The sequence below is a fragment of the Clostridium sp. AF02-29 genome, from assembly GCF_934835585.1.
Lineage (GTDB): Bacteria > Bacillota > Clostridia > Lachnospirales > Lachnospiraceae > Otoolea > Otoolea fessa.
Genome location: NZ_CAKVZK010000004.1, coordinates 16,361 through 36,536, shown reverse-complemented (window position 1 = coordinate 36,536; position 20,176 = coordinate 16,361). Strand labels below are relative to the sequence as shown.

The following is a 20,176-nucleotide window of genomic DNA, read 5'->3' as shown; positions in this document are numbered from 1 at the left end:
AAAAGATTGGAACGATATGAACTGATTGCTCCCTGTCATTTTGGACTGGAAGCAGTGTTAAAAAAAGAGGTAGTGGATCTGGGCTATGAGGTTACCGAGGTGGAAAATGGCCGCGTAACCTTTATCGGCGATGCGGAGGCGATCTGCCGTGCGAATATTTTTCTGCGGACGGCGGAGCGCGTCCTTTTAAAAGTGGGAAGCTTCAAGGCAGTGACCTTTGACGAGCTGTTTGAGGCGACCCGTGCGATTCCATGGGAGAAATATCTTCCGAAGGACGGTAAATGCTGGGTTAAAAAGGCGTCGTCTATTTCGAGTAAGCTGTTCAGCCCGTCAGATATCCAGAAAATTATGAAAAAGGCGATTGCCCGTCATATGCAGGAATATTACGATCTGGACCGGATGCCGGAGACGGGCAATGAATATCCGCTGCGCGTCTTTTTCTATAAGGATCAGGTGACAGTCGGTATCGATACGAGCGGCGAGTCGCTGCACAAGCGCGGTTACCGTCAGATGACGAGTAAGGCGCCGATCACGGAAACACTGGCAGCGGCGCTGATTCTTCTGACTCCGTGGAAAGCGGACCGGATTCTGGTCGATCCGTTCTGCGGAAGCGGTACTTTCCCAATCGAGGCGGCGATGATCGCGGCAAATATGGCACCGGGCATGAACCGTTCCTTCCTGTCGGAGAGCTGGACAAACCTGATTCCGAAGAAATGCTGGTACGACGCGATCGATGAAGCGACCGAGATGGTGGATGATACCGTAAAGGTAGACATTCAGGGCTACGATATTGACGGCGAGGTAATCAAGGCGGCGCGGGAAAATGCGGAGAGAGCCGGAGTGGATCACATGATTCATTTCCAGGAGCGCCCGGTGGCGCAGCTGAGCCATCCGAAGAAATATGGCTTTATTATCACAAACCCGCCTTACGGCGAGCGTATCGAGGAGAAAAAGAACCTTCCAGCGCTCTATAAGACGATCGGTGAACGGTTTAAGGCGCTGGATTCCTGGTCGATGTACCTGATTACCGCGTATGAGGACGCAGAGCGCTATATTGGCAGGAAAGCGGACAAGAACCGGAAAATCTACAATGGTATGATGAAGACGTATTATTATCAGTTTATGGGTCCGAAGCCGCCGAGAAGAAAAACGGGGGATCAGGTTGAAGCGTAATGTTTTCTATGGGGCGCTTCTGGTGCTTCTGCTGGGATTTCTGGTACGCGAGAACCGTCTGATTCATATTCCGAAACAGGTGGAAAAGACGGAGGAGAGCGCCGAGTGGCAGCCGGAGTGGTATGAGCAGATGGCCGAGGAGATTAATGACAGCCCGATCACGCTGGAAGTCGATGGAACAATGGTCGATCCGCAGCTTGGAAGCTTGAGAATGTCGCAGGACGGGCAGTTTATGATACCGTATGGGATGCTGCCGGAGGCGCTTTCCTGTGCGGCGCTTCTCTACGATGGAAACCGGCTTGTGATGGAGCGCGGCAATACTCATGCGGAGATGACGGTCGGAAGCCCGGAACTTTTGCTTGGGGAGGAGAGCCAGACGATTGCAGCACCCCCAGAGTGGGAAAATGGAATCCTGTATGTGCCGCTTGAGGCGGTGACGGAGGTATTTTCCTATGAAGAAAATTGGGATGCAGAGAACCGGAAAATGGAACTGACCGGGTCAGAGGATCCAGCCACGTTTTTGCCGGAATCCTATGATTACCGGAAGGCTGGCCGGGCACCGGCGGTTAAAAACCAGGGGAGTCTCGGAACGTGCTGGGCATTTGCATCGGTGATGGCGCTGGAAAGTCGTGTCCGGCCGGAGTGGAATGTCAGCTTTTCGGAGGATCATATGTCCCTCAGGAACAGCTTCCATTTTTCACAGAATGCCGGGGGCGAGTATACGATGTCGATGGCGTATCTGCTGGCGTGGCAGGGGCCGGTGCTGGAAGAAGAGGATCCATACGGCGACGGATATTCGCCTGACGGTTTAAGACCTGCTTGTCATGTGCAGGAGATACAGGTGTTGCCGGAGAAGGATTATGAGGCGGTTAAACGGGCGGTTTATCTGTACGGAGGCGTTCAGAGCTCCCTGTATACGGCGATGGTCAGTGACCGCGACGACACGCATTATTACCGGAAAGAGACAGGGGCGTACTGGTATAATGGCGATGAGAAGCCAAATCATGACGTTGTGATCATCGGCTGGGATGACCACTATTCGAGAGACAATTTTAACCAGCCGCCGGAGGGGGATGGCGCGTTTATCTGTGCCAACAGCTGGGGCGGCGAATTTGGGGACGATGGGTATTTTTACGTGTCCTACTATGATACAAATATTGGGATCCACAACATTCTCTATTCCGGAATCGAGTCGGCAGATAATTACGACCACATTTACCAGGCAGATCTGTGCGGCTGGGTCGGGCAGCTCGGTTACGGAAAAGAATCGGCATTTTTTGCCAATATTTATACGGCAGAGGAGAAAGAAGAGCTGGAGGCAGTCGGCTTCTATGCAACCGGGGAAAATACATCGTATCAGGTATATACCGTGACGGACGCCGAGGGCAGCTCCCAGTTCGGGCGACGCAGAAAGGTGGCTTCCGGGGAGGTTGCGAACGCCGGATATTATACGGTTTTGCTGGATAAGACGATGACGCTGGAGGCAGGCGAACGGTTTGCCGTGATTGTCGAGATCACGACGCCGGGAGCGATTCATCCGGTGGCGATCGAGTACAGTTCGCCGGATAAGGGACTGACGGTCGATTTAAGCGACGGTGAAGGCTATATCAGTTACCGCGGTTCCTCCTGGGAGCGCGTGGAGACGGAGCAAAACTGCAATGTGTGTTTGAAAGCGTATACAAGAAATGTGGATTCCTAGAATTGATTGCTGGTACGGATGTGAAGGTATGGCGGAAGCTGTTTTTGAAGAACGGTGATTCGGAATGGCGGGATATGAAAAGCCATGCTGTTTGAGGATAAAGGAGCGAGGAAAAGTGAGCGAGAAAATTATATTTGCGACGGGAAATGCGGGAAAGCTGAAAGAGATCCGTGAGATTTTAAAGGATTTAAACCGTGAGATTGTTACGATGCGCGAGGCTGGATTTGAAGGCGAGATCGAGGAAAATGGAACCACCTTTCGCGAGAATGCAGAGATCAAGGCGAAGGCAGTCTGGGAGAAGACGGGCGGCATTGTGCTGGCAGATGATTCTGGACTGGTGATCGATTATTTAAACGGCGAGCCGGGCGTTTATTCAGCGCGGTATTTAGGGGACACACCGTATGAGGAAAAGAACCGGATTTTGATTGAGCGCGTGAAGGATGCAAAAGGAAAAGAGCGGAGCGCCCGTTTTATGTGCAATATCGCGGCAGTGCTGCCGGATGGAAGAGTGCTTCACACAGAAGCGGCGATGGAGGGCGAGATTGCAAAGGAAGCGGCTGGAAACGGCGGATTTGGATATGATCCGATTCTCTGGCTGCCGGAGTACGGCAAAACGTCAGCAGAGCTCACGATGGAGGAGAAAAACCGTATCAGCCACCGGGGCAAGGCGCTGGAGCGGATGAAGGATGCGCTGAAGGAGGCGCTTGGCGAGTGATGAAAAAAATATTAATTACAAGCGACACCCACCGTCGGGATGGTAATCTGCTGGAAGTCATCCAGAATGAAGCACCGTTTGACATGTTCATTCATCTGGGTGACGCCGAGGGAAGTGAGGACATGATTACGTCGTGGTGTAAGGAGCAGAACCCGGACTGCGAGGTCTATATGGTGCTGGGAAATAATGATTTTTTCTCCCATCTGGACCGCGAGAAGGAGATTTCGATTGGAAAATACCGCGCATTTCTGACCCACGGTCATTTTTATAGCGTATCGGTTGGGACGGAGCGTCTGATCGATGAGGCACAGGATCGCGGCGTGCAGATTGCGATGTTTGGACATACCCACAAGCCGTATCTGGAGCGGCGCGGGGATCTGACTGTGTTGAATCCGGGCAGTCTTTCGTTTCCGCGCCAGGAGGGCAGACGCCCGAGCTACATGCTCATGGATCTGGATGACGAGGGCGAGGCGCATTTTACGACCTGCTATTTGTAGAGGTCTGTTACTGGGCACATATGCGTGAACAGAAACCGAAAAAGCAAATATCCGCATATTGACGCATTTTCGGTAAATTGTTATAATGAGAGAGATTGTGAAAAAGGTACTTATCAATGATTCAATCGACCCAATAAAGATGCCGGGGACGGAGGTTTCGTTTCCGAGGCAGGAGTATGACATGAAACTGGAAGCTTTAATTCAAAATATGACGGATCAGATCAAAGAGGCGCAGCTAAAACTTGGTTATGCCAGGGAGACGATGCGCCTTTATTATCCGCTTTCTTCCCTGAATGCGATGCTGGAGATGCAGGAGACGGATATCCGGGAGCTGGCGAAGAAGATACGGCATGAGCTGGAGGCGAAGAAGGAGAAAATGGGAGATACCCAGATTCGGATCCACGCCGATCGGATCGTCTTTACGATCCCGCCGGATTTTGTGGAGTATGTCCATGAGCAGGTTCCGGAACCGCCGTTTTTAAAGGAGCTGATCCAGTTGTTTCGGGAAAAGCACGCCTGCACAAAGGAAGAGATTACCGCTGTGTTTGAAAAATTCGGCGCGTATGAGTGTCGGCAGATGCCGGACGGCATGGATTTTGATTATGTCATTTATTTTACAGACAGCAGCATCGATGCATATGATTACTGCATCCGTGAGGAGATGGGGCACACGATTTACCACCGATTTGCACGGGCTGATTTTGAGGCATTGATGACGATTCAATAAAAAGGAGATTAGACGGATGGAAAACGAGACAAAGCAGACAAATACGAATGAACAGGAGCCGGATATCTTCGCACAGAAGTTAAGAGAGGCAGATTCCTTATATGCCATTCTTTCTGGATGTACGAAAGAGCCGTATGTATACTGTGATCCGGAAACAATGGATGATGCCATCCTGCTGTTTACGGACGAAGAGGGCGCAAAGGCAGGCGCACAGAAGCTGGCAGGGCAGCAGATTCCGGTAGGAATCGCGAAGGTAGACAGAAAGAGCCTTCTGCTTTTCTATACCAGCCTTTACACGATGGGTGTCAATGCTATCCAGGTACACGTGGGCGAGGAGCAGAAGATGATTCAGCTGACCGAGTTTGTAAGACGCAAAGACCCGGAGGAGAGCAAGAATGGAAAAGTCTGGGTGGAGAACCCGGAGCTGCACCTGACGATGCTTTACTATATGCAGGATCTGCGCCGTCAGCCAAATCAGGAGATTACGCCGGAATTAAACGATTTACAGGAGGAGATCGGCGCGCACTTCACGAAGGGCCGCTATATCGTGCCGCTTCCAGAGGAAGGAAATGGCATTCCGCTGGTTAAATTAAAGAGCGGAGATATTTTCCAGCCGATCTTTACGGATGTGATCGAGTTCCAGCGTTTCAACCGTGAGAAGAAATTCCGCCCGGTTGTCGTAGATGCGCTCAAGCTGGCTCAGGTACTCCCGGAGGAGGCAAAGGGCATCGTTCTCAATCCGCTGGGCGTTAATATGCCGCTGACCGTACAGAAAGTAAAGAAGCAGCCGGAAGCACCGGTCCAGAAGCCGGTATCCGTAGAGGCACAGATCGACGCAGCTATCCGCGAGGTTCAGGCAGAGGCTGGACGGGAGTAGGAAAGGAAAGAGTATATGTATCAGGCAGCAGACGCAAGATATGATGGAATGACCTACAACCGCTGCGGCAGCAGCGGACTCAGACTCCCGGCAGTTTCGCTGGGATTCTGGCATAATTTTGGCAGCACCGGCGTCTATGAGACAATGCGGAAGCTGTGTTTTACCGCCTTTGACAATGGTGTCACGCACTTTGACCTTGCCAACAATTATGGACCGGAGCCGGGAAGTGCTGAGGAAAATCTGGGACGGATTGTAAAGGAAAATTTCATGCCATATCGAGACGAGCTGATCATCAGCACGAAAGCCGGATACGAGATGTGGAACGGCCCTTATGGAAACTGGGGCAGCCGCAAATACCTGCTCGCAAGCCTCGATCAGAGCCTTACACGCCTGGGACTTCCGTATGTAGACATTTTCTACCATCACCGGATGGACCCGGAGACGCCGCTTGAGGAGACGATGGGAGCACTCGATCAGGCAGTTAAGAGCGGAAAAGCTCTCTATGCAGGACTTTCCAACTACAATGGACAAAAAATGCAGGAGGCCGCTGCGATCCTGCGTGATCTGAAATGCCCGTTCGTCATCAATCAGAACCGCTACAGCATCTTTGACCGCACGATCGAAAACAACGGCTTAAAAGAAGCCGCTGTCAAAGAAAAGAAAGGTCTGATTGCATTCAGCCCGCTTGCACAGGGAACCTTAACCGACCGTTATCTGTACGGCATCCCAGCCGACAGCCGCGTCATGACCGACGGTAGATTTCTCAAAAAAGACCAGCTCACCGAAGAAAAAATCAGCCAGATCCGCGCCCTCAACGAGATGGCCGGACAGAGAGGCGAAAAACTCTCCCAGATGGCGCTCAAATGGGTCATGAAGGATCCTGTGGTAACCAGCGTTCTCATCGGTGCGTCCAAACCGGAGCAGATATTAGATAATCTGAAAATGTTGGATGGGGCACCGTTGAGCGAGGAAGAGCTGCTTAAAATTGATCAAATTTGTGGAATAAAATAAACAGAAAACGCCCAGCGGCGCAATTATGCGTACCCGCTGGGCGTTTCCGTCCGTGTTGGCAAACCATATCTATTTAACCGCCACAACCACCCTATTCGGCAGGCAAACCAGCGACTCCCCACTTTTTGAAACAGTTCCCTGCTTCACACAGAGCTTGTCCGGGCAGTCTGCCTCTTCGATCCGGGCACATCCATCTTGAATCACCAGATGATTTTGTCCCCCCTGATACCCATCGATCCAGGTGTCTATCTCCTCATCCAGCCGGTAGGTGGCGACGGTTGTTCCATCGACACTGACATCGACGGTAAAAGCATCCTTCTGGCGCTGCAAGCGCACAACCAGAAAACCGATGAGTATGACGGCAAGAAGAACCAGAATCAAAACAAAATCATTTCTATTTTTCTTTGATTTCATCAATAAATGCCTCCGCTCCATCCGAGTAAATCAGTTCATAATCATCCGTGATAAAATAAGCATAAATGCCATCCATCGAATTGATGAGTTCCAGACCCTTATCCAGTCCCATCGAGAAACAGGTCGTGCTGAGTACATCGCCGTCCACTGAACGCGGGGAGACGATCGTCACGGCAACCAGTCCGTTCTGGTACGGATAGCCTGTTTTCGGGTTTAACAGGTGATGGTAATTGACACCGTTTTCCTCAAAATGGCGCTCATAGACGCCGGAGGAGACAACGGACATGTCATCAATATTCAGATCGGCAAAGACCGTTGCATAGTCGGCAAACGGTTTCTGCAGCCCGATGCGGAACGGCTGGTGGTTTGTGCGTTCACCGACACAGAGTACGTTGCCGCCCAGGTTGATGATGGCGCTTTCGACGCCGGATTCGGTCAGATAGTCTTTCATGCGGTCGGCAATGTAGCCCTTGGCGATGGAGCCGAGGTCAATCGTCGTGTCCGGGGAGAGGAAGGTTAAAGTGTTTCCGTCAAGTTTCACATTTTTCCAGTTGACGCGTTCTGCCGCCGCTGTTATGTCATCCTCCGCCGGGATCACGTGCTCGTCGCTGGTAAAATTCCAGAGAGAACTGAGCGGTTCGATCGTCAGGTCGTAGGCACCATGGGAAACCTCACTGTAATGCAGTCCTTCAGAAATCATCGCCGCCATATCGTCGGAGACAGTAAAAGTCGTCTCGTCGGTGCTGCGGTGGTTTAACTTGTAAAGCTCGCTGCCCTCGATCGTCTTGCTGAAACGGTTTTCGTACTCCTGGCACATGTCCACACAGTGGTCAAGGATCGCTTCATCCTGCGAATCATAGAGTGTGATATTGACAAATGTATTCAGCAGAAACGCGGAACGGCTGATCGGCTCCCGGCGGGATTTGCTGAAAAGAAGCGCCGCGCCGCAGCCAAAAAATACGACGGCAAGAAGTGTCAGAAGCGCGGATAAATCCTTTTTTTTCATAAAGAGCTCCATTCTTAAAAATATCGAAAATTCGGTTTGAAACTATGTTTGCAAAAATGTCTGCAACTACTCTAACAAAGGTTGATAGGAAAGTCAAGATTACGGCCCAGAAACTAAACGCATCGGCAGCCAGAACGTTACTGGGCACGTATGCGTGAACAGTAACGCCAGAACTGTATCGTACGGAATTTTCAGTTCAGAAAATTCCTATCTGTGAACCGTTACGCGCTTTACAAAACTAAAAATTTTTACTAATATATTATAGAGGTATACAGAGGAGGAAGAAATGCAGAAAAAAGGACGAGCAGGCACATCCAGAGCCGGAAAAATCGCTTTATATGGAATGATGACAGCACTGGCATTTCTGCTGAGCTATGTCGAGACCCTGATACCGATCAACCTGGGCGTTCCGGGAGTCAAGCTGGGACTGGCGAATCTGGCGTCGATCGTGAGCCTGTATCTGCTGGGAGCCGGTGCGGCAGCGGCGATTGCATTGGTGCGTATCGTGTTGGTAGGATTTACGTTTGGAAACCTGTCGATGATGCTGTATAGTCTGGCAGGTGCTGCGGTCAGCCTTCTTCTGATGGTGCTGTTCCGCCGGTTGGACTGGTTCGGCGTGACCGGTGTCAGCATCCTGGGTGGTGCGGGACACAACATCGGGCAGCTTATCGTGGCGGCGCTGGTGGTGGAAAATGCGAGTCTGTTCTACTATCTTCCGGTGCTTCTGGCAGCCGGAACGGCAGCGGGGGCGCTGATTGGGCTTCTCGGAGGAATCCTGGTAAACCGCTTAAAATGTCTGGATTTGACAAAATTTATGTAAATGGCAGCCACAAGAGTAAGAGGATGTACAGTGACTGTTCATATGCAGGCATTTTTGGAACCGAAAATGCCATGAGATAAGGTGGCGCAATGGTATACGGGCAGCTAAAGTTATAATGATAAAAGGATAAGAATGAAACAGCAAGGTTGTTTTTCAGTCAGGAGGATGGGGTATGGCAGTATATGAAGCAATCAGAAATTTAGTACAGTACGGAGTCAATACGGGGCTTCTTCAGGAGTCGGATCGCATTTACGCGACGAATCAGATTCTCGAGGTTCTGGAACTGGATGAATATGAAGAACCACAGGGCGCATGCAGGGAGGTTTCACTGGAAGAAACGTTGGATGCCCTGCTTGATTATGCACATGAGACGGGCGTTTTGAAGGAGGACGGCGTGGTGTACCGCGATCTGTTCGACACGAAGCTGATGAACTGCCTGATGCCGCGCCCGAGCGAGGTGATTGGACAGTTCTGGAAATTGTATGAGGAATCGCCGGAGGCGGCAACCAATTATTATTACAAATTGAGCCAGGATTCCAATTACATCCGCCGTTACCGTGTTTCCAAGGATATGAAATGGAAAACGGATACAAAATACGGGGAGCTGGACATCACGGTTAATTTATCCAAGCCGGAGAAAGATCCGAAGGCAATCGCGGCAGCCAAACTGGCAAAGCAGAGCGGTTATCCGAAATGCCTCTTATGCAAGGAAAATGAAGGCTATGCCGGACGTGTCAACCATCCGGCGCGCAATAACCACCGCATTATCCCGATCACGGTCAATGACAGCCAGTGGGGCTTCCAGTATTCGCCGTATGTGTATTACAATGAGCACTGCATCGTGTTCAACGGTGTGCACACGCCGATGAAGATCGAACGGGCAACGTTTGTCAAATTGTTTGATTTTGTGAAATTGTTCCCGCACTATTTCCTGGGGTCCAATGCGGATCTGCCGATCGTCGGCGGTTCGATTTTAAGTCACGACCATTTCCAGGGCGGACATTACACGTTTGCGATGGCAAAAGCGCCGATTGAACAGAAATTTGAGATGGAAGGCTTCGAGGATGTGGAAGCCGGAATCGTTAAATGGCCGATGTCAGTTCTGCGGACTCGTTCCAAGAATTCGGACCGCCTGATTGATCTTGGCGAAAAAGTGCTGTGTGCATGGCGCAGCTATACGGATGAGGATGCCTTTATTTATGCCGAGACGGACGGAGAACCGCACAACACGATCACGCCGATTGCCAGAAAGAATGGCGATTTCTATGAGCTGGATCTGGTGCTCCGCAATAACATCACGACGGATGAGTATCCGCTTGGTGTTTACCATCCGCACGCGAAGCTGCATCACATCAAGAAAGAAAATATCGGTCTGATCGAGGTCATGGGTCTGGCGGTGCTCCCGTCCAGATTGAAACAGGAGCTTGCCGATCTGGCGGAGGCGATCCTTTCCGGAGGCGATATCCGTTCCAATCCGGAGCTTGAAAAGCATGCGGACTGGGTGGATGAGTTCCTGCCGAAGTATGAGCATATAACAAGTGAAAATATAAACGAAATCCTGCAAAAAGAGGTAGGTCTTGTCTTTGAGCAGGTACTGGAAGACGCGGGTGTATATAAGTGTACGCCGGAAGGCAGGGAGGCATTTGCCCGGTTCCTGCGCTCAGTGGGCTTCCGATAAAGAGGAGATAATGGAGAGAGATTTATTTTTAAGAAAATATCGGATCGAACAGGAAGACTTTGACGCGGCGGGCGTTTCCTGGGAGGAATTGACTGCGATCGCGGATCATTATGCGACGATCGAGGGAAAGCTGCGGGAGATTGGCAAGGATTTTGTAGATAAGTATCTGTATGATATTGAAAAAGCGGGGATCCATTCCTACCGTTACCGTACCAAGGCACCGGGGCATCTGCTGGAGAAGATCATCCGCAAGAAAAAAGAGCAGCCGGAGAAATTTGCCCAGCTGGGAGTTGATAATTACTGGAAATACGTGACGGACCTTATCGGTATCCGTGTATTCTTCCTGTACCGTGAGGATTGGCGTCATTTCCATGAATACATCACATCGGCGTTTGAAAATGCTCCGGAGCAGTATGTGAAAGACCGTGAGCGCGATTTTGACAACGATGAGACACACTGCTATATTGCAGAGCGTCCGAAGGTATACCGCCGAAACGGGGACAGCCGGATCTACGATGAAAATGTGATCGAAATCAAGTCAGGCGGTATCTACCGTTCCCTTCATTACATCATCAAATACCGCGGTTACTACGTCGAGATTCAGGCGAGAACGCTGTTCGAGGAGGGATGGAGTGAGGTTGACCACGACATTGTTTATCCGTACCACAAGGACGACGTGATGCTGCGCGATTTCTCCCGTCTGTTAAACCGGCTCTCCGGCATGGCGGATGAAATGAGCTCGTATTTCCGCCGGATGAAGGTGGAGAAGGAGTTTGAAGAGGTCCTGCTCGGAGAAGATAAGGAAGACAAAGAGGCGAAGCTGCTCGCAAGTATGCGGGAGCTGCTGGGGAAAGAAGAACGATAAGGAATAGGGAAAAGATAACTGGATCAAAAAACAGGCATTGGAATGCTTGCTATCCACACAGTGGTGGATGAAGAGCATTTCAATGCCTGTTTTATGGAGCTATACTTATAGATCCAGCTTCAAATCGCCTTCCTTGATCCATCCAGCTTTCCGGCAAAGTGCGCCGAAGAACAGGGTCAAAACAGCCGGAAGCACGAAGCAGATGAGCAGGATGCCCGGCCACATCATCGAATTTCCACTTCCCTGCATGGCGGTGTAGATGCCGATCGGTCCGACGAGACCGCAGGTTCCCATGCCGGAACCGGCTGGAATATTTTCCAGATGGAAGACCATCGTGGAGAGCGGACCGGTGACCATCGAGGCGAGTGTCGGTGGAATCCAGATTTTCGGGTTCCGGACGATATTTCCCATCTGGAGCATCGAGGTTCCGAGTCCCTGTGCCAGAAGACCACCCCATTTATTTTCACAGAAGCTTAAAACGGCAAATCCGACCATCTGCGCGCAGCAGCCTGCGGTGGCGGCACCGCCTGCCAGACCGTCGAGGCTTAACATGATGCAGATTGCCGCACTGCTGATCGGAAGCGTCAGGGCGATGCCGATCAGGGCAGAAACCAGAATACCCATGAAAAGCGGCTGCATGACGGTCGCTGTCTTCACCAGATTTCCGAAAGCGGTCATGAATGCAGAGACGCCCGGACCGACAAACTGTGCGGCCAGGATACCGGAGATGATGGTGACGCCCGGGGTGACGAGAATATCAACCGGTGTCTCTTTGGAGACGATTTTTCCAAGCTCGGCTGCGATGATGGTGGCAACGAGCGCGCCGACCGGACCGCCGAGTTCATTGCCCGCGATGCCGACGGTAGCGGCGGAGAAAAGGACGAGCGTCGGTGCCTTTAAGGCGTAGGCAATCGAGACGCCGAGCGCCGCACCGGTCGCGCTCTTGGCGTAGCCTGCGATCGTAGTAAAAATTACAACGCCTGTTTTTTCCCCCAGCGTGCCGAAAATGGTACCGATCAGAAGAGAAGCAAACAGACCAAATGCCATCGCGCCCAGCGCATCGATGAGATACGTCTGAACGGAGATGACAACCTGCTTCCGTTTCAGAAAAGCTTTCACACGTTCCATATTGATAGAACCTCCCAGAGTAAAATAATTGTGAACGGAATGAATCGTTTCAGCCATTCCGGTCAAATCCATGACAGTCAAATAAATGGCTTACACCTGTCTTGACAGGTGTAATGGACGTTTGTATTTTAACACGAAATGGAGAAAATACAAGAGAAAATATAGAAAAAAGTAAAAAAGTTATGGTACAATAAAAAATAATTGACGAGGTGTTTTCGAAAAAGTATGTTCGATCCGAGGGGAGGTATTTCATGCAGAGACGAATTTGTCCGATTTGCGACCATCCGATCAAGTATGGTCATTATTGTTCTTTTTGTAAACAGTGGATCCGGAATCCTAACTATGTCAATGCAACTTATTATCTGAATGAGCGCCACCCGGCGCATGAGACGGACTGTGAGTACCACAATGCGGGATCTGCCTCGTGGGAAACGAGTGCAAGGGCAGGCACAGATGCCATCCGCACGCTTGCGGACCGGGCGAAGGCATATTCCCAGACGCAGAAAGCAGCAGGCGCAGGCAGACAGGCATCTGTCCGGACACAGAACCAGAACAGTATGTCGTATCAGACAACGCAGAGACGAAGCGCGGTGCAGCAAGGGAAAAATCAGAAAAAGAAGGGGAAAATGAGCCTTGTGCTGGTGATTTTACTGATTTTGTTTGCTTTGTCTGGAATTAATTATCTGTATCGTATGTTTATGTATTTTATTTGGTTCCTATAGATTTTACCTATGACAAGGTATAGAAAATCAATCCAGAAGATAGCTGCCGGAAGTCTGGCGTTCATTGGGAAAATATGGTATACTGGGCAAAAATCATATAGAATACATAGGCAATAGAGGTCCGGGGCGGAACCGGACGAAATGATGAGAACAGGAGATAAATACGATGAAGATTAAGGATATTTTAGCCAAAGGACAGCCGACGCTTTCGTTTGAAGTGTTCCCGCCGAAGGAGGAGAGCAACTTCGCTTCCGTTGAGAAAGCGGCGCTTGAGATTGCAAAGTTAAATCCGTCATTTATGAGCGTGACCTACGGAGCAGGCGGCGGCACAAGCCAGTATACGGTCCAGATCGCATCGGATATCCAGAGCACCTGCCAGGTGCCGGCGCTGTCACATCTGACCTGTGTCTCCTCGACCCGTGAGAAGGTGCACAGTGTCCTGCGCGAGATTCAGGCACACGGAATTGAGAATGTCCTGGCACTTCGCGGCGATATTCCGAAAGACGGCAAGGTAGAAAAAGATTATCAGTATGCATCCCAGCTGATCCGCGAGATCCGTGAGACCTGCCCGGATCTGTGCATCGGCGCAGCCTGCTATCCGGAGGGACATGTGGAATCGGTCAACAAGACGGTGGATATCGGGCATCTGAAAGAAAAAGTGGAAGCGGGCTGTGATTTTGTGACGACCCAGATGTTCTTTGACAATAATATCCTTTATAATTACCTGTACCGTATCCGAGAAAAAGGAATCACGGTTCCGGTTGTCGCAGGCATCATGCCGGTGACAAACATAAGTCAGATCAAGCGCATCTGCAGCATGTCCGGCACCTACCTTCCGGCACGCTTCAAGGCGATCGTAGATCGTTTTGGTGATAACCCGGCAGCGATGAAGCAGGCAGGTATCGCCTATGCAACTGAGCAGATCATCGATCTGATTGCGAACCATGTAAATGGAATCCATGTATATTCGATGAATAAACCGGATGTAGCGGCGCAGATTAAGAACAACCTGTCGGAGATTCTGTAATGGCGGAAGTCAATCGAAGAGAAATATATCGGTATTTAGGAATTAAAGGGCAGCAGGAGCCGGATCTGCAGACGAAAGCTCTGGTGGAGGACTGTCTGGAAGAATTAGAGCGGTCCGTCAACTGCCGGAGCTTTTACAGACGATATCCGCTGACGCTGCTGCCAGATTCAGAACTTGATTTTACGTGTTTTAAAGTAAAAAGCCGGGCGCTCAGCCGCAATTTAAAGGACTGCCAGGAGGTCATCCTTTTTGCGGCGACGCTGGGTGCTGGTGTGGATCTGCTTCTGCGCCGATACAGCCGTCTTTCGATGAGCCGGGCGGTTGTCCTGCAGGCGTGCGCGGCGGCACGGATTGAGAGTTACTGCAATGAAATCAATGACAAATTAAAAGCGGAGGCAGCAGAAGAAGGACTCTATCTGCGTCCCCGCTTTTCGCCAGGTTATGGAGATCTGCCGCTTTCGTGCCAGCCGGATTTCTGCCGGGTACTGGAAGCGGAAAAGACGGTGGGGATCACATTGACGGAAAGTTTTTTGATGATGCCGTCTAAGTCGGTGACGGCGGTCATCGGAGTATCGAAGATAGCGGCGGGCTGTGTGAGAGAGGGCTGTGAGGTCTGTTCAAACAAAAACTGCCTGTACCGGAGAGATAAATAAGTAAGAAACCAAAAACAGAGAGGAAGCTGACATGGGTATACGGGAAGATTGGAACGATAAAATACTGATATTTGACGGAGGAATGGGAAGTCTTTTGCAGGGAGCCGGGCTGAAACCGGGCGAACTGCCGGAAACCTGGAATATCAAGCATCCGGAGGTTCTGGTAAAGATCCATGAGGATTATCTGAACGCGGGCGCAAATATTATTTTATCGAATACATTCGGCGCGAACCGCCTGAAATACAATGAGACAGCCGAGTTTAATCTGGATGAGATCGTGGATGCGGCGATGAAAAATGCCCGGACAGCGGTAGAACACTGCGGCCGTGGTTATGTAGCGCTGGATCTGGGACCGACCGGACGCCTTTTAAAGCCAATGGGCGATCTGGACTTTGAGGAGGCGGTCTCCATCTATACCGAGGTGGTAAAGGCAGGCGTGCGCGGTGGCGCGGATCTGATTCTGATCGAGACGATGAGCGACACGTATGAACTCAAGGCAGCGGTTCTGGCGGCAAAGGAAAATTCCGATCTTCCAATCTTTGCAACCACAATTTTCGATGGAAAAGGCAAACTTTTAACCGGCGGAACACCGAAGTCCGTTGTGGCACTTTTGGAAGGTCTGGGCGTGGATGCGCTCGGAATCAATTGTGGATTAGGTCCGGTTCAGATGAAGCCGATTGTGGAAGAACTCCTTCGGTATGCGTCGATCCCGGTGGTTGTCAATCCAAATGCGGGACTTCCGCGAAGCGAGGGAGGAAAGACCGTATATGATATTGATCCGCCAGAATTTGTCGAGGAAATGAAAGGAATGCTGGAGATGGGCGTTTCGGCAGTCGGGGGCTGCTGTGGTACGACCCCGGAGCACATCCGTCTGCTGGCAGAGATGTGTAAGGGCAGAACGAGAAAGCCGATCGAGCCGAAAAATGACACTCTCATCACTTCCTACGCGTCGGTAGTTGAGATGGGAACCGATCCGGTCATTATTGGCGAGCGCATCAATCCGACCGGAAAATCAAAATTCAAACAGGCGCTGCGCGATCACAACCTGGAATATATCCTGCGCGAGGCGATCACCCAGCAGGAAAATGGCGCTGCAGTGCTTGACGTCAACGTGGGACTGCCGGAGATCGATGAAGTGGCGATGATGCGCGAGGTCGTACAGGAATTGCAGGCGGTGACCGAGCTTCCGCTGCAGATTGATACGACTGACACAGAGGCGATGGAACAGGCGCTGCGTATTTACAATGGAAAGGCACTGATTAACTCTGTCAATGGCAAACAGGAGGTCATGGACGCTGTATTTCCGCTGGTAAAACATTACGGCGGCACGGTGGTTGCGCTGACGATCGACGAGGAAGGCATTCCGGCGACGGCGGACGGACGTATGGCGATTGCGCGGAAAATCTGTGCGGAGGCGGAAAAGTATGGCATCCAGAAAAAAGACATCGTGATCGATGCGCTCTGTATGACGATCAGCTCCGAGCCGACCGGCGCGCTGGTGACACTGGAGACGGTGCGCCGTGTCCGCCAGGAACTTGGCTGCAATACGATTCTCGGTGTTTCCAATATTTCCTTCGGATTACCGCAGCGTGAGATTGTCAACTCCAATTTCTTTACGATGGCGATGCAGAGCGGTCTGACCGCGGCGATCATCAATCCAAATTCGGCGGCAATGATGCGTTCTTATTATAGTTACCGGGCTCTGGCAGCACTGGATGAACACTGCGGCGATTATATTGAGCAGGCAGCGCGGCTGGCGATTCCAAAGGCAGGTGTGGGCGGAGCTTCCGGCGCAGGTGCAGCAGGCAGCGCAGGTTCGGGTGCCCCGGCGGCAGGTGCAGCTGGAGCTTCCGGCAGTGCGGACACTGGCAGCCAGGCATCCGGTCCGGAGCATCAGCTTACGGTCAGTGTGGAGAGAGGTTTAAAAGAGCAGGCGGCATCGGCAGCCGGGGAACTCTTAAAGACCATGGATTCCCTGACCGTCATCAATTCCTGCATGATCCCGGCACTCGATAAGGTCGGAAAGGGTTTTGAGGCAGGCACCGTCTTTCTGCCGCAGCTTCTGATGAGTGCGGAGGCGGCAAAATCGGCGTTTGAGGTCATCAAAAACCAGATGGAGTCCTCCGGGGAAGCAGGAGAGAAGAAGGACAAGATCGTGCTGGCGACCGTCAAGGGCGATATTCATGACATTGGAAAAAATATCGTAAAAGTATTATTGGAGAATTACAGCTATGATGTGCTGGATTTAGGTAAGGACGTAGCTCCGGAGTCGATCGTGGAAGAGACGATCAAGAACCATGTAAGACTGGTCGGTCTGTCCGCCCTGATGACGACCACCGTGCCGAGCATGGAGGAGACGATCAAGCAGCTCCGCAAGGAAGCACCGTGGGCGAAAGTCATGGTCGGCGGCGCGGTTCTGACCCAGGAATACGCGGATATGATCGGAGCAGATGCGTATTGCCGCGATGCGATGGCGTCTGTTAATTATGCGCAGCAGGTGCTGGTCTAACGCTTGACAGTCTGCCTTACTTAGACTAAAATTAGGGTAATTAAAACTAAGAATGGACGAGGGAGGGACAGCTATGGTATCGAAGAAAGTGAAAGTGGTTAATCCATCGGGACTTCACCTGCGGCCGGCTGGCGTGCTTTCGCAGACCGCGATGAAATTTAAGAGCCGGACTCTAATTGAGTGCGGGGAGAAACATATTGTGGCAAAGAGCGTGCTGAACGTGATGGCAGCGGGTATCAAGTGCGGCACCGAGATCACGGTTGCCTGCGACGGACCGGATGAGGAAGAAGCGCTGAAGACGATTACCGAGGCGATCGAGAGCGGACTCGGAGAAGAACTGGAACAGTAAGGTATCAGCCATTGCCTGCACAGTGTGCGGACGGTGACACACATATCAGAACCAGAGGGGGATATCGCAGAACCGCAGAAATTGCAGTTGTGCAGGTATCCCTTTTTAGATGGAAAAGAGGGGTTTTTATGGAACTGAAAATTTACGAGCACAAAGCGCAGTATTATGAAACCGACCAGATGGGAATCATTCATCATGCAAATTACCTACACTGGTTTGAGGAAGCGCGGATCGACATGATGGAGCAGATGGGAATGGGATATGACATCATGGAAAAACAGGGGATCATAAGCCCGGTGCTGTCGGTTCACTGCGATTATAAGAGCATGGCGCGGTTTGGCGAGACGGTGCAGGTGCTGGTTCAGATGAAGGAGTACAACGGCATCCGCATGACGCTGGAATACACGGTTCTTGACAAGGAAACGGGCGCAATCCGCTGCGTGGGCGAGAGCCGCCATTGTTTCCTGACCCGCGACGGAAAGCCGGTTTCCCTGAAACGCAACTATATCGAGATGGATCGTGCGTTTAGGGAATACAGCGAACAGAGCCAAAAAGAAGAGTAAATGCTGACTGGTTCGAACATGGACTGCCAGAGGAGTCTTGGTGTAACTGTTCACGGGTAGGCACTTTTGGAACCGAAAGTGCCGTAAGAAAACGTGGTGGCAGCAGGAATTTGCCGTATTTAAATGCGAAGCCACGGCAAATTCCGTTACTGGGCACGTATGCGTGAACAGTAACGTCCTGGTGCGGAAATGACAGATGCGTTTATAAAGTGCTTGAAAAGCGGGAAAATTGTGGTATGATGTAAAAGATAAAAAAAGAAACGCAGAGTAGGAATACAGGCGTTAAGTGCCGGTTGAACAGGGAGTTGTCAGCCGGACGAAGAGACCCTCCGGGGTTTCGCGGTCAGTATTCCGCATCCCGCTGCATCGTTGATACAATCTATCTCCTGATGTGGTTCGAGAGATCTGCAGAAAAGGAGGTATTTTTTTATGAAAAAATTTGCAGTATGTTATCAGGCATCCTTTCAGGAACTGAAACACGTGAAAACACTCACGACTGCCGCCATGCTGATGGCTGTCTCCGTTGTTCTGGGATACTTCACGATTGAGGCTGGTCCGTATTTGAAAATCGGATTCGGCGGTGTGGTCAACCAGTTTGTCTACTACCTCTTCGGTCCGGTGGCTGGAGCGGTCTATGGCGGAGTCCTGGACCTGGTCAAATATGTCGTAAAGCCGACGGGGGCATTTTTTCCAGGATTTACGCTGAATGCGATGCTGGGCGGCGTGCTGTATGGCACAATTCTGTATCGGAAACCGCTTACCTTCCGCCGGGCGCTCTGGGCGGATCTGGTGGTGGCGCTGATCTGCAACATATTTTTGAACACACTCTGGCTTAGCATGATGTCTGGAAAAGCAATGATGGTGCTTCTGCCGATGCGTGTGCTTAAGAATCTCATCAAGTGGCCGGTGGATGCAGCACTCTTTTATCTGATTGCAAAACGGATGGAGAGTCTTGGGCTTGTGCGGATGATCCGTAAATTCCAGGCGGAGTGATGCTGGAGGATTCGTTTTGAGCAAAAGGAAACATACATGGACAGCGAAAGTCTGCGGGCACGGTGGCTGCATGCCATGAAAGGAACCGTTTATGAAAAAATGCATCATGCATGATGGAGGAAAACAGATGAGAGAAAAAGCAGTTTCGCGGAGCCGGGAACATTCGAAGGATGTGGCGCTTTGCGGTTTGTTTGCGGCGCTGGTCGCCGTGGGGGCATTTATCAAGGTTGTCATTCCGACCGGCGCAGATACCATGAACTTCACCTTGCAGTGGTTTTTCGTGATGCTGGCAGCATTTCTGCTGGGCTCTAGACGGGCATTTACCAGTGTGGGTGTCTATTTGCTGATTGGACTTGCGGGCGTCCCGATCTTTGCACGCGGCGGCGGTCCGGCGTATCTGCTGCGCCCGACCTTTGGTTTTCTGCTGGGATTTCTCCTTGCGGCGTGGGTCATGGGAAAGGTCTGTGAATGTTTGAATTCCTGGAAAATGGGAGCGCTGATGACGGCGGCGACGGCTGGATATGTGGTATATTATGGAATGGGAATGGTTTATTTCTATCTGATTACCCATCTCGTAACCCTGCAGCCGATCGGCTGGAAAGCGATTGTGCTGGTTTACTGCCTGCCGGAGATGCCGGCGGATTATATTCTCTGCATTCTGGCGGCGATCATGGCAAGACGGCTGCGCCCGATGGTACAGGCGTATCTGTAGAGAGAAACGAATAGGATATAAAAAAAGACAGACAGTCT

General features: G+C 51.2%; 21 protein-coding genes and 1 riboswitch. Of the genes, 18 read left to right on the top strand and 3 right to left on the bottom strand.

All coding sequences use genetic code 11. The features are described 5' to 3' along the window. Positions 1-6: 6 nt before the first annotated feature. From PUQ60_RS02005 to PUQ60_RS01975, 7 genes are all read left to right on the top strand, one after another. Positions 7-1,173 (top strand): class I SAM-dependent RNA methyltransferase, encoded by a 1,167-nt coding sequence (locus PUQ60_RS02005; protein ID WP_273380089.1) that lies wholly within the window; start codon positions 7-9, stop codon positions 1,171-1,173. Beyond that, complete coding sequence (locus tag PUQ60_RS02000) at positions 1,163-2,872, top strand: lectin like domain-containing protein (RefSeq protein ID WP_337538669.1); 1,710 nt, start codon at positions 1,163-1,165, stop codon at positions 2,870-2,872. The genes PUQ60_RS02005 and PUQ60_RS02000 overlap by 11 nt, the downstream gene beginning before the upstream one ends. Positions 2,873-2,987: 115 nt before the next feature. Then, on the top strand, positions 2,988-3,587 hold the full coding sequence (rdgB, locus tag PUQ60_RS01995) for an RdgB/HAM1 family non-canonical purine NTP pyrophosphatase (protein WP_117796170.1): 600 nt from the start codon (positions 2,988-2,990) through the stop codon (positions 3,585-3,587). Further along, complete coding sequence (locus PUQ60_RS01990; protein ID WP_107000502.1) at positions 3,587-4,084, top strand: metallophosphoesterase; 498 nt, start codon at positions 3,587-3,589, stop codon at positions 4,082-4,084. Before rdgB ends, PUQ60_RS01990 begins: the two co-directional genes overlap by 1 nt. Before the next feature lie 97 nt (positions 4,085-4,181). Continuing rightward, entirely contained in the window at positions 4,182-4,811 is a 630-nt protein-coding gene (locus PUQ60_RS01985; protein WP_182427961.1) for a DUF3877 family protein, read from the top strand. A 16-nt stretch (positions 4,812-4,827) separates the two neighbouring features. After that, positions 4,828-5,688 (top strand): SseB family protein, encoded by an 861-nt coding sequence (locus tag PUQ60_RS01980; protein ID WP_273380071.1) that lies wholly within the window; start codon positions 4,828-4,830, stop codon positions 5,686-5,688. Between the two features lie 15 nt (positions 5,689-5,703). Next, positions 5,704-6,699: an aldo/keto reductase gene (locus PUQ60_RS01975; protein WP_107000500.1), complete on the top strand. Its 996-nt coding sequence runs from the start codon at positions 5,704-5,706 to the stop codon at positions 6,697-6,699. A gap of 69 nt (positions 6,700-6,768) precedes the next feature. On the opposite strand, the gene PUQ60_RS01970 is transcribed toward PUQ60_RS01975, so the two are convergent. Both PUQ60_RS01970 and PUQ60_RS01965 read right to left on the bottom strand, forming a co-directional pair. Next, on the bottom strand, positions 6,769-7,113 hold the full coding sequence (locus PUQ60_RS01970) for a NusG domain II-containing protein (protein ID WP_022359341.1): 345 nt from the start codon (positions 7,111-7,113) through the stop codon (positions 6,769-6,771). Continuing rightward, the gene (locus tag PUQ60_RS01965) at positions 7,094-8,119 is read right to left on the bottom strand and encodes an FAD:protein FMN transferase (protein WP_273380069.1); all 1,026 of its coding nucleotides are present in this window, start codon (positions 8,117-8,119) and stop codon (positions 7,094-7,096) included. The genes PUQ60_RS01970 and PUQ60_RS01965 overlap by 20 nt, the downstream gene beginning before the upstream one ends. A 286-nt stretch (positions 8,120-8,405) precedes the next feature. Between PUQ60_RS01965 and PUQ60_RS01960 the strand changes: the two genes are divergently transcribed. From PUQ60_RS01960 to PUQ60_RS01950, 3 genes are all read left to right on the top strand, one after another. Next, entirely contained in the window at positions 8,406-8,939 is a 534-nt protein-coding gene (locus tag PUQ60_RS01960; RefSeq protein WP_273380068.1) for a Gx transporter family protein, read from the top strand. Positions 8,940-9,111: 172 nt separating this feature from the next. After that, the gene (galT, locus tag PUQ60_RS01955) at positions 9,112-10,617 is read left to right on the top strand and encodes a UDP-glucose--hexose-1-phosphate uridylyltransferase (RefSeq protein ID WP_273380067.1); all 1,506 of its coding nucleotides are present in this window, start codon (positions 9,112-9,114) and stop codon (positions 10,615-10,617) included. Between the two features lie 10 nt (positions 10,618-10,627). Next, positions 10,628-11,482 (top strand): RelA/SpoT domain-containing protein, encoded by an 855-nt coding sequence (locus PUQ60_RS01950; RefSeq protein WP_022359345.1) that lies wholly within the window; start codon positions 10,628-10,630, stop codon positions 11,480-11,482. A 105-nt stretch (positions 11,483-11,587) separates the two neighbouring features. On the opposite strand, the gene PUQ60_RS01945 is transcribed toward PUQ60_RS01950, so the two are convergent. After that, positions 11,588-12,610: a PTS sugar transporter subunit IIC gene (locus tag PUQ60_RS01945; RefSeq protein WP_022359346.1), complete on the bottom strand. Its 1,023-nt coding sequence runs from the start codon at positions 12,608-12,610 to the stop codon at positions 11,588-11,590. Between the two features lie 251 nt (positions 12,611-12,861). Here PUQ60_RS01945 and PUQ60_RS01940 point away from each other — a divergent pair, with 251 nt between their 5' ends. The 8 genes from PUQ60_RS01940 to PUQ60_RS01905 all read left to right on the top strand — a co-directional run bounded on the left by PUQ60_RS01940 (position 12,862) and on the right by PUQ60_RS01905 (position 20,138). Then, a complete protein-coding gene (locus tag PUQ60_RS01940; RefSeq protein ID WP_118293476.1) occupies positions 12,862-13,332 on the top strand; it encodes a hypothetical protein in 471 nt (156 codons plus the stop codon). 166 nt (positions 13,333-13,498) lie between these two features. Continuing rightward, on the top strand, positions 13,499-14,359 hold the full coding sequence (gene metF / locus PUQ60_RS01935) for a methylenetetrahydrofolate reductase [NAD(P)H] (RefSeq protein ID WP_022359348.1): 861 nt from the start codon (positions 13,499-13,501) through the stop codon (positions 14,357-14,359). After that, complete coding sequence (locus PUQ60_RS01930; protein ID WP_273380066.1) at positions 14,359-15,012, top strand: vitamin B12 dependent-methionine synthase activation domain-containing protein; 654 nt, start codon at positions 14,359-14,361, stop codon at positions 15,010-15,012. The genes metF and PUQ60_RS01930 overlap by 1 nt, the downstream gene beginning before the upstream one ends. A gap of 31 nt (positions 15,013-15,043) precedes the next feature. Continuing rightward, positions 15,044-17,521, top strand: a complete 2,478-nt coding sequence (locus PUQ60_RS01925; protein WP_273380065.1) for a homocysteine S-methyltransferase family protein — start codon at positions 15,044-15,046, stop codon at positions 17,519-17,521. A 73-nt stretch (positions 17,522-17,594) separates the two neighbouring features. Continuing rightward, positions 17,595-17,870, top strand: coding sequence for an HPr family phosphocarrier protein (locus tag PUQ60_RS01920; protein ID WP_022359351.1), 276 nt, complete (start codon positions 17,595-17,597; stop codon positions 17,868-17,870). A 128-nt stretch (positions 17,871-17,998) separates the two neighbouring features. Beyond that, the gene (locus PUQ60_RS01915) at positions 17,999-18,433 is read left to right on the top strand and encodes an acyl-CoA thioesterase (RefSeq protein WP_022359352.1); all 435 of its coding nucleotides are present in this window, start codon (positions 17,999-18,001) and stop codon (positions 18,431-18,433) included. 261 nt (positions 18,434-18,694) lie between these two features. Further along, positions 18,695-18,799, top strand: a riboswitch (THF riboswitch). 63 nt (positions 18,800-18,862) lie between these two features. Next, positions 18,863-19,426, top strand: coding sequence for a folate family ECF transporter S component (locus tag PUQ60_RS01910; protein WP_022359353.1), 564 nt, complete (start codon positions 18,863-18,865; stop codon positions 19,424-19,426). A 127-nt stretch (positions 19,427-19,553) separates the two neighbouring features. Next, the gene (locus tag PUQ60_RS01905; protein WP_022359354.1) at positions 19,554-20,138 is read left to right on the top strand and encodes a biotin transporter BioY; all 585 of its coding nucleotides are present in this window, start codon (positions 19,554-19,556) and stop codon (positions 20,136-20,138) included. Positions 20,139-20,176: the final 38 nt, after the last annotated feature.

Bases quoted from the DNA above. Each gene is read 5' to 3' on its own strand.
- PUQ60_RS01965 (WP_273380069.1), bottom strand. From the start codon at position 8,119: ATGAAAAAAAAGGATTTATCCGCGCTTCTGACACTTCTTGCCGTCGTA.
- PUQ60_RS01930 (WP_273380066.1), top strand. From the start codon at position 14,359: ATGGCGGAAGTCAATCGAAGAGAAATATATCGGTATTTAGGAATTAAA.
- PUQ60_RS01970 (WP_022359341.1), bottom strand. From the start codon at position 7,113: ATGAAATCAAAGAAAAATAGAAATGATTTTGTTTTGATTCTGGTTCTT.
- galT (WP_273380067.1), top strand. From the start codon at position 9,112: ATGGCAGTATATGAAGCAATCAGAAATTTAGTACAGTACGGAGTCAAT.
- PUQ60_RS01920 (WP_022359351.1), top strand. From the start codon at position 17,595: ATGGTATCGAAGAAAGTGAAAGTGGTTAATCCATCGGGACTTCACCTG.
- PUQ60_RS01975 (WP_107000500.1), top strand. From the start codon at position 5,704: ATGTATCAGGCAGCAGACGCAAGATATGATGGAATGACCTACAACCGC.
- PUQ60_RS01910 (WP_022359353.1), top strand. From the start codon at position 18,863: ATGAAAAAATTTGCAGTATGTTATCAGGCATCCTTTCAGGAACTGAAA.
- PUQ60_RS01905 (WP_022359354.1), top strand. From the start codon at position 19,554: ATGAGAGAAAAAGCAGTTTCGCGGAGCCGGGAACATTCGAAGGATGTG.
- PUQ60_RS01945 (WP_022359346.1), bottom strand. From the start codon at position 12,610: ATGGAACGTGTGAAAGCTTTTCTGAAACGGAAGCAGGTTGTCATCTCC.
- metF (WP_022359348.1), top strand. From the start codon at position 13,499: ATGAAGATTAAGGATATTTTAGCCAAAGGACAGCCGACGCTTTCGTTT.
- PUQ60_RS01980 (WP_273380071.1), top strand. From the start codon at position 4,828: ATGGAAAACGAGACAAAGCAGACAAATACGAATGAACAGGAGCCGGAT.
- PUQ60_RS01925 (WP_273380065.1), top strand. From the start codon at position 15,044: ATGGGTATACGGGAAGATTGGAACGATAAAATACTGATATTTGACGGA.
- PUQ60_RS01940 (WP_118293476.1), top strand. From the start codon at position 12,862: ATGCAGAGACGAATTTGTCCGATTTGCGACCATCCGATCAAGTATGGT.
- PUQ60_RS01950 (WP_022359345.1), top strand. From the start codon at position 10,628: ATGGAGAGAGATTTATTTTTAAGAAAATATCGGATCGAACAGGAAGAC.
- PUQ60_RS01990 (WP_107000502.1), top strand. From the start codon at position 3,587: ATGAAAAAAATATTAATTACAAGCGACACCCACCGTCGGGATGGTAAT.
- PUQ60_RS01915 (WP_022359352.1), top strand. From the start codon at position 17,999: ATGGAACTGAAAATTTACGAGCACAAAGCGCAGTATTATGAAACCGAC.
- PUQ60_RS01960 (WP_273380068.1), top strand. From the start codon at position 8,406: ATGCAGAAAAAAGGACGAGCAGGCACATCCAGAGCCGGAAAAATCGCT.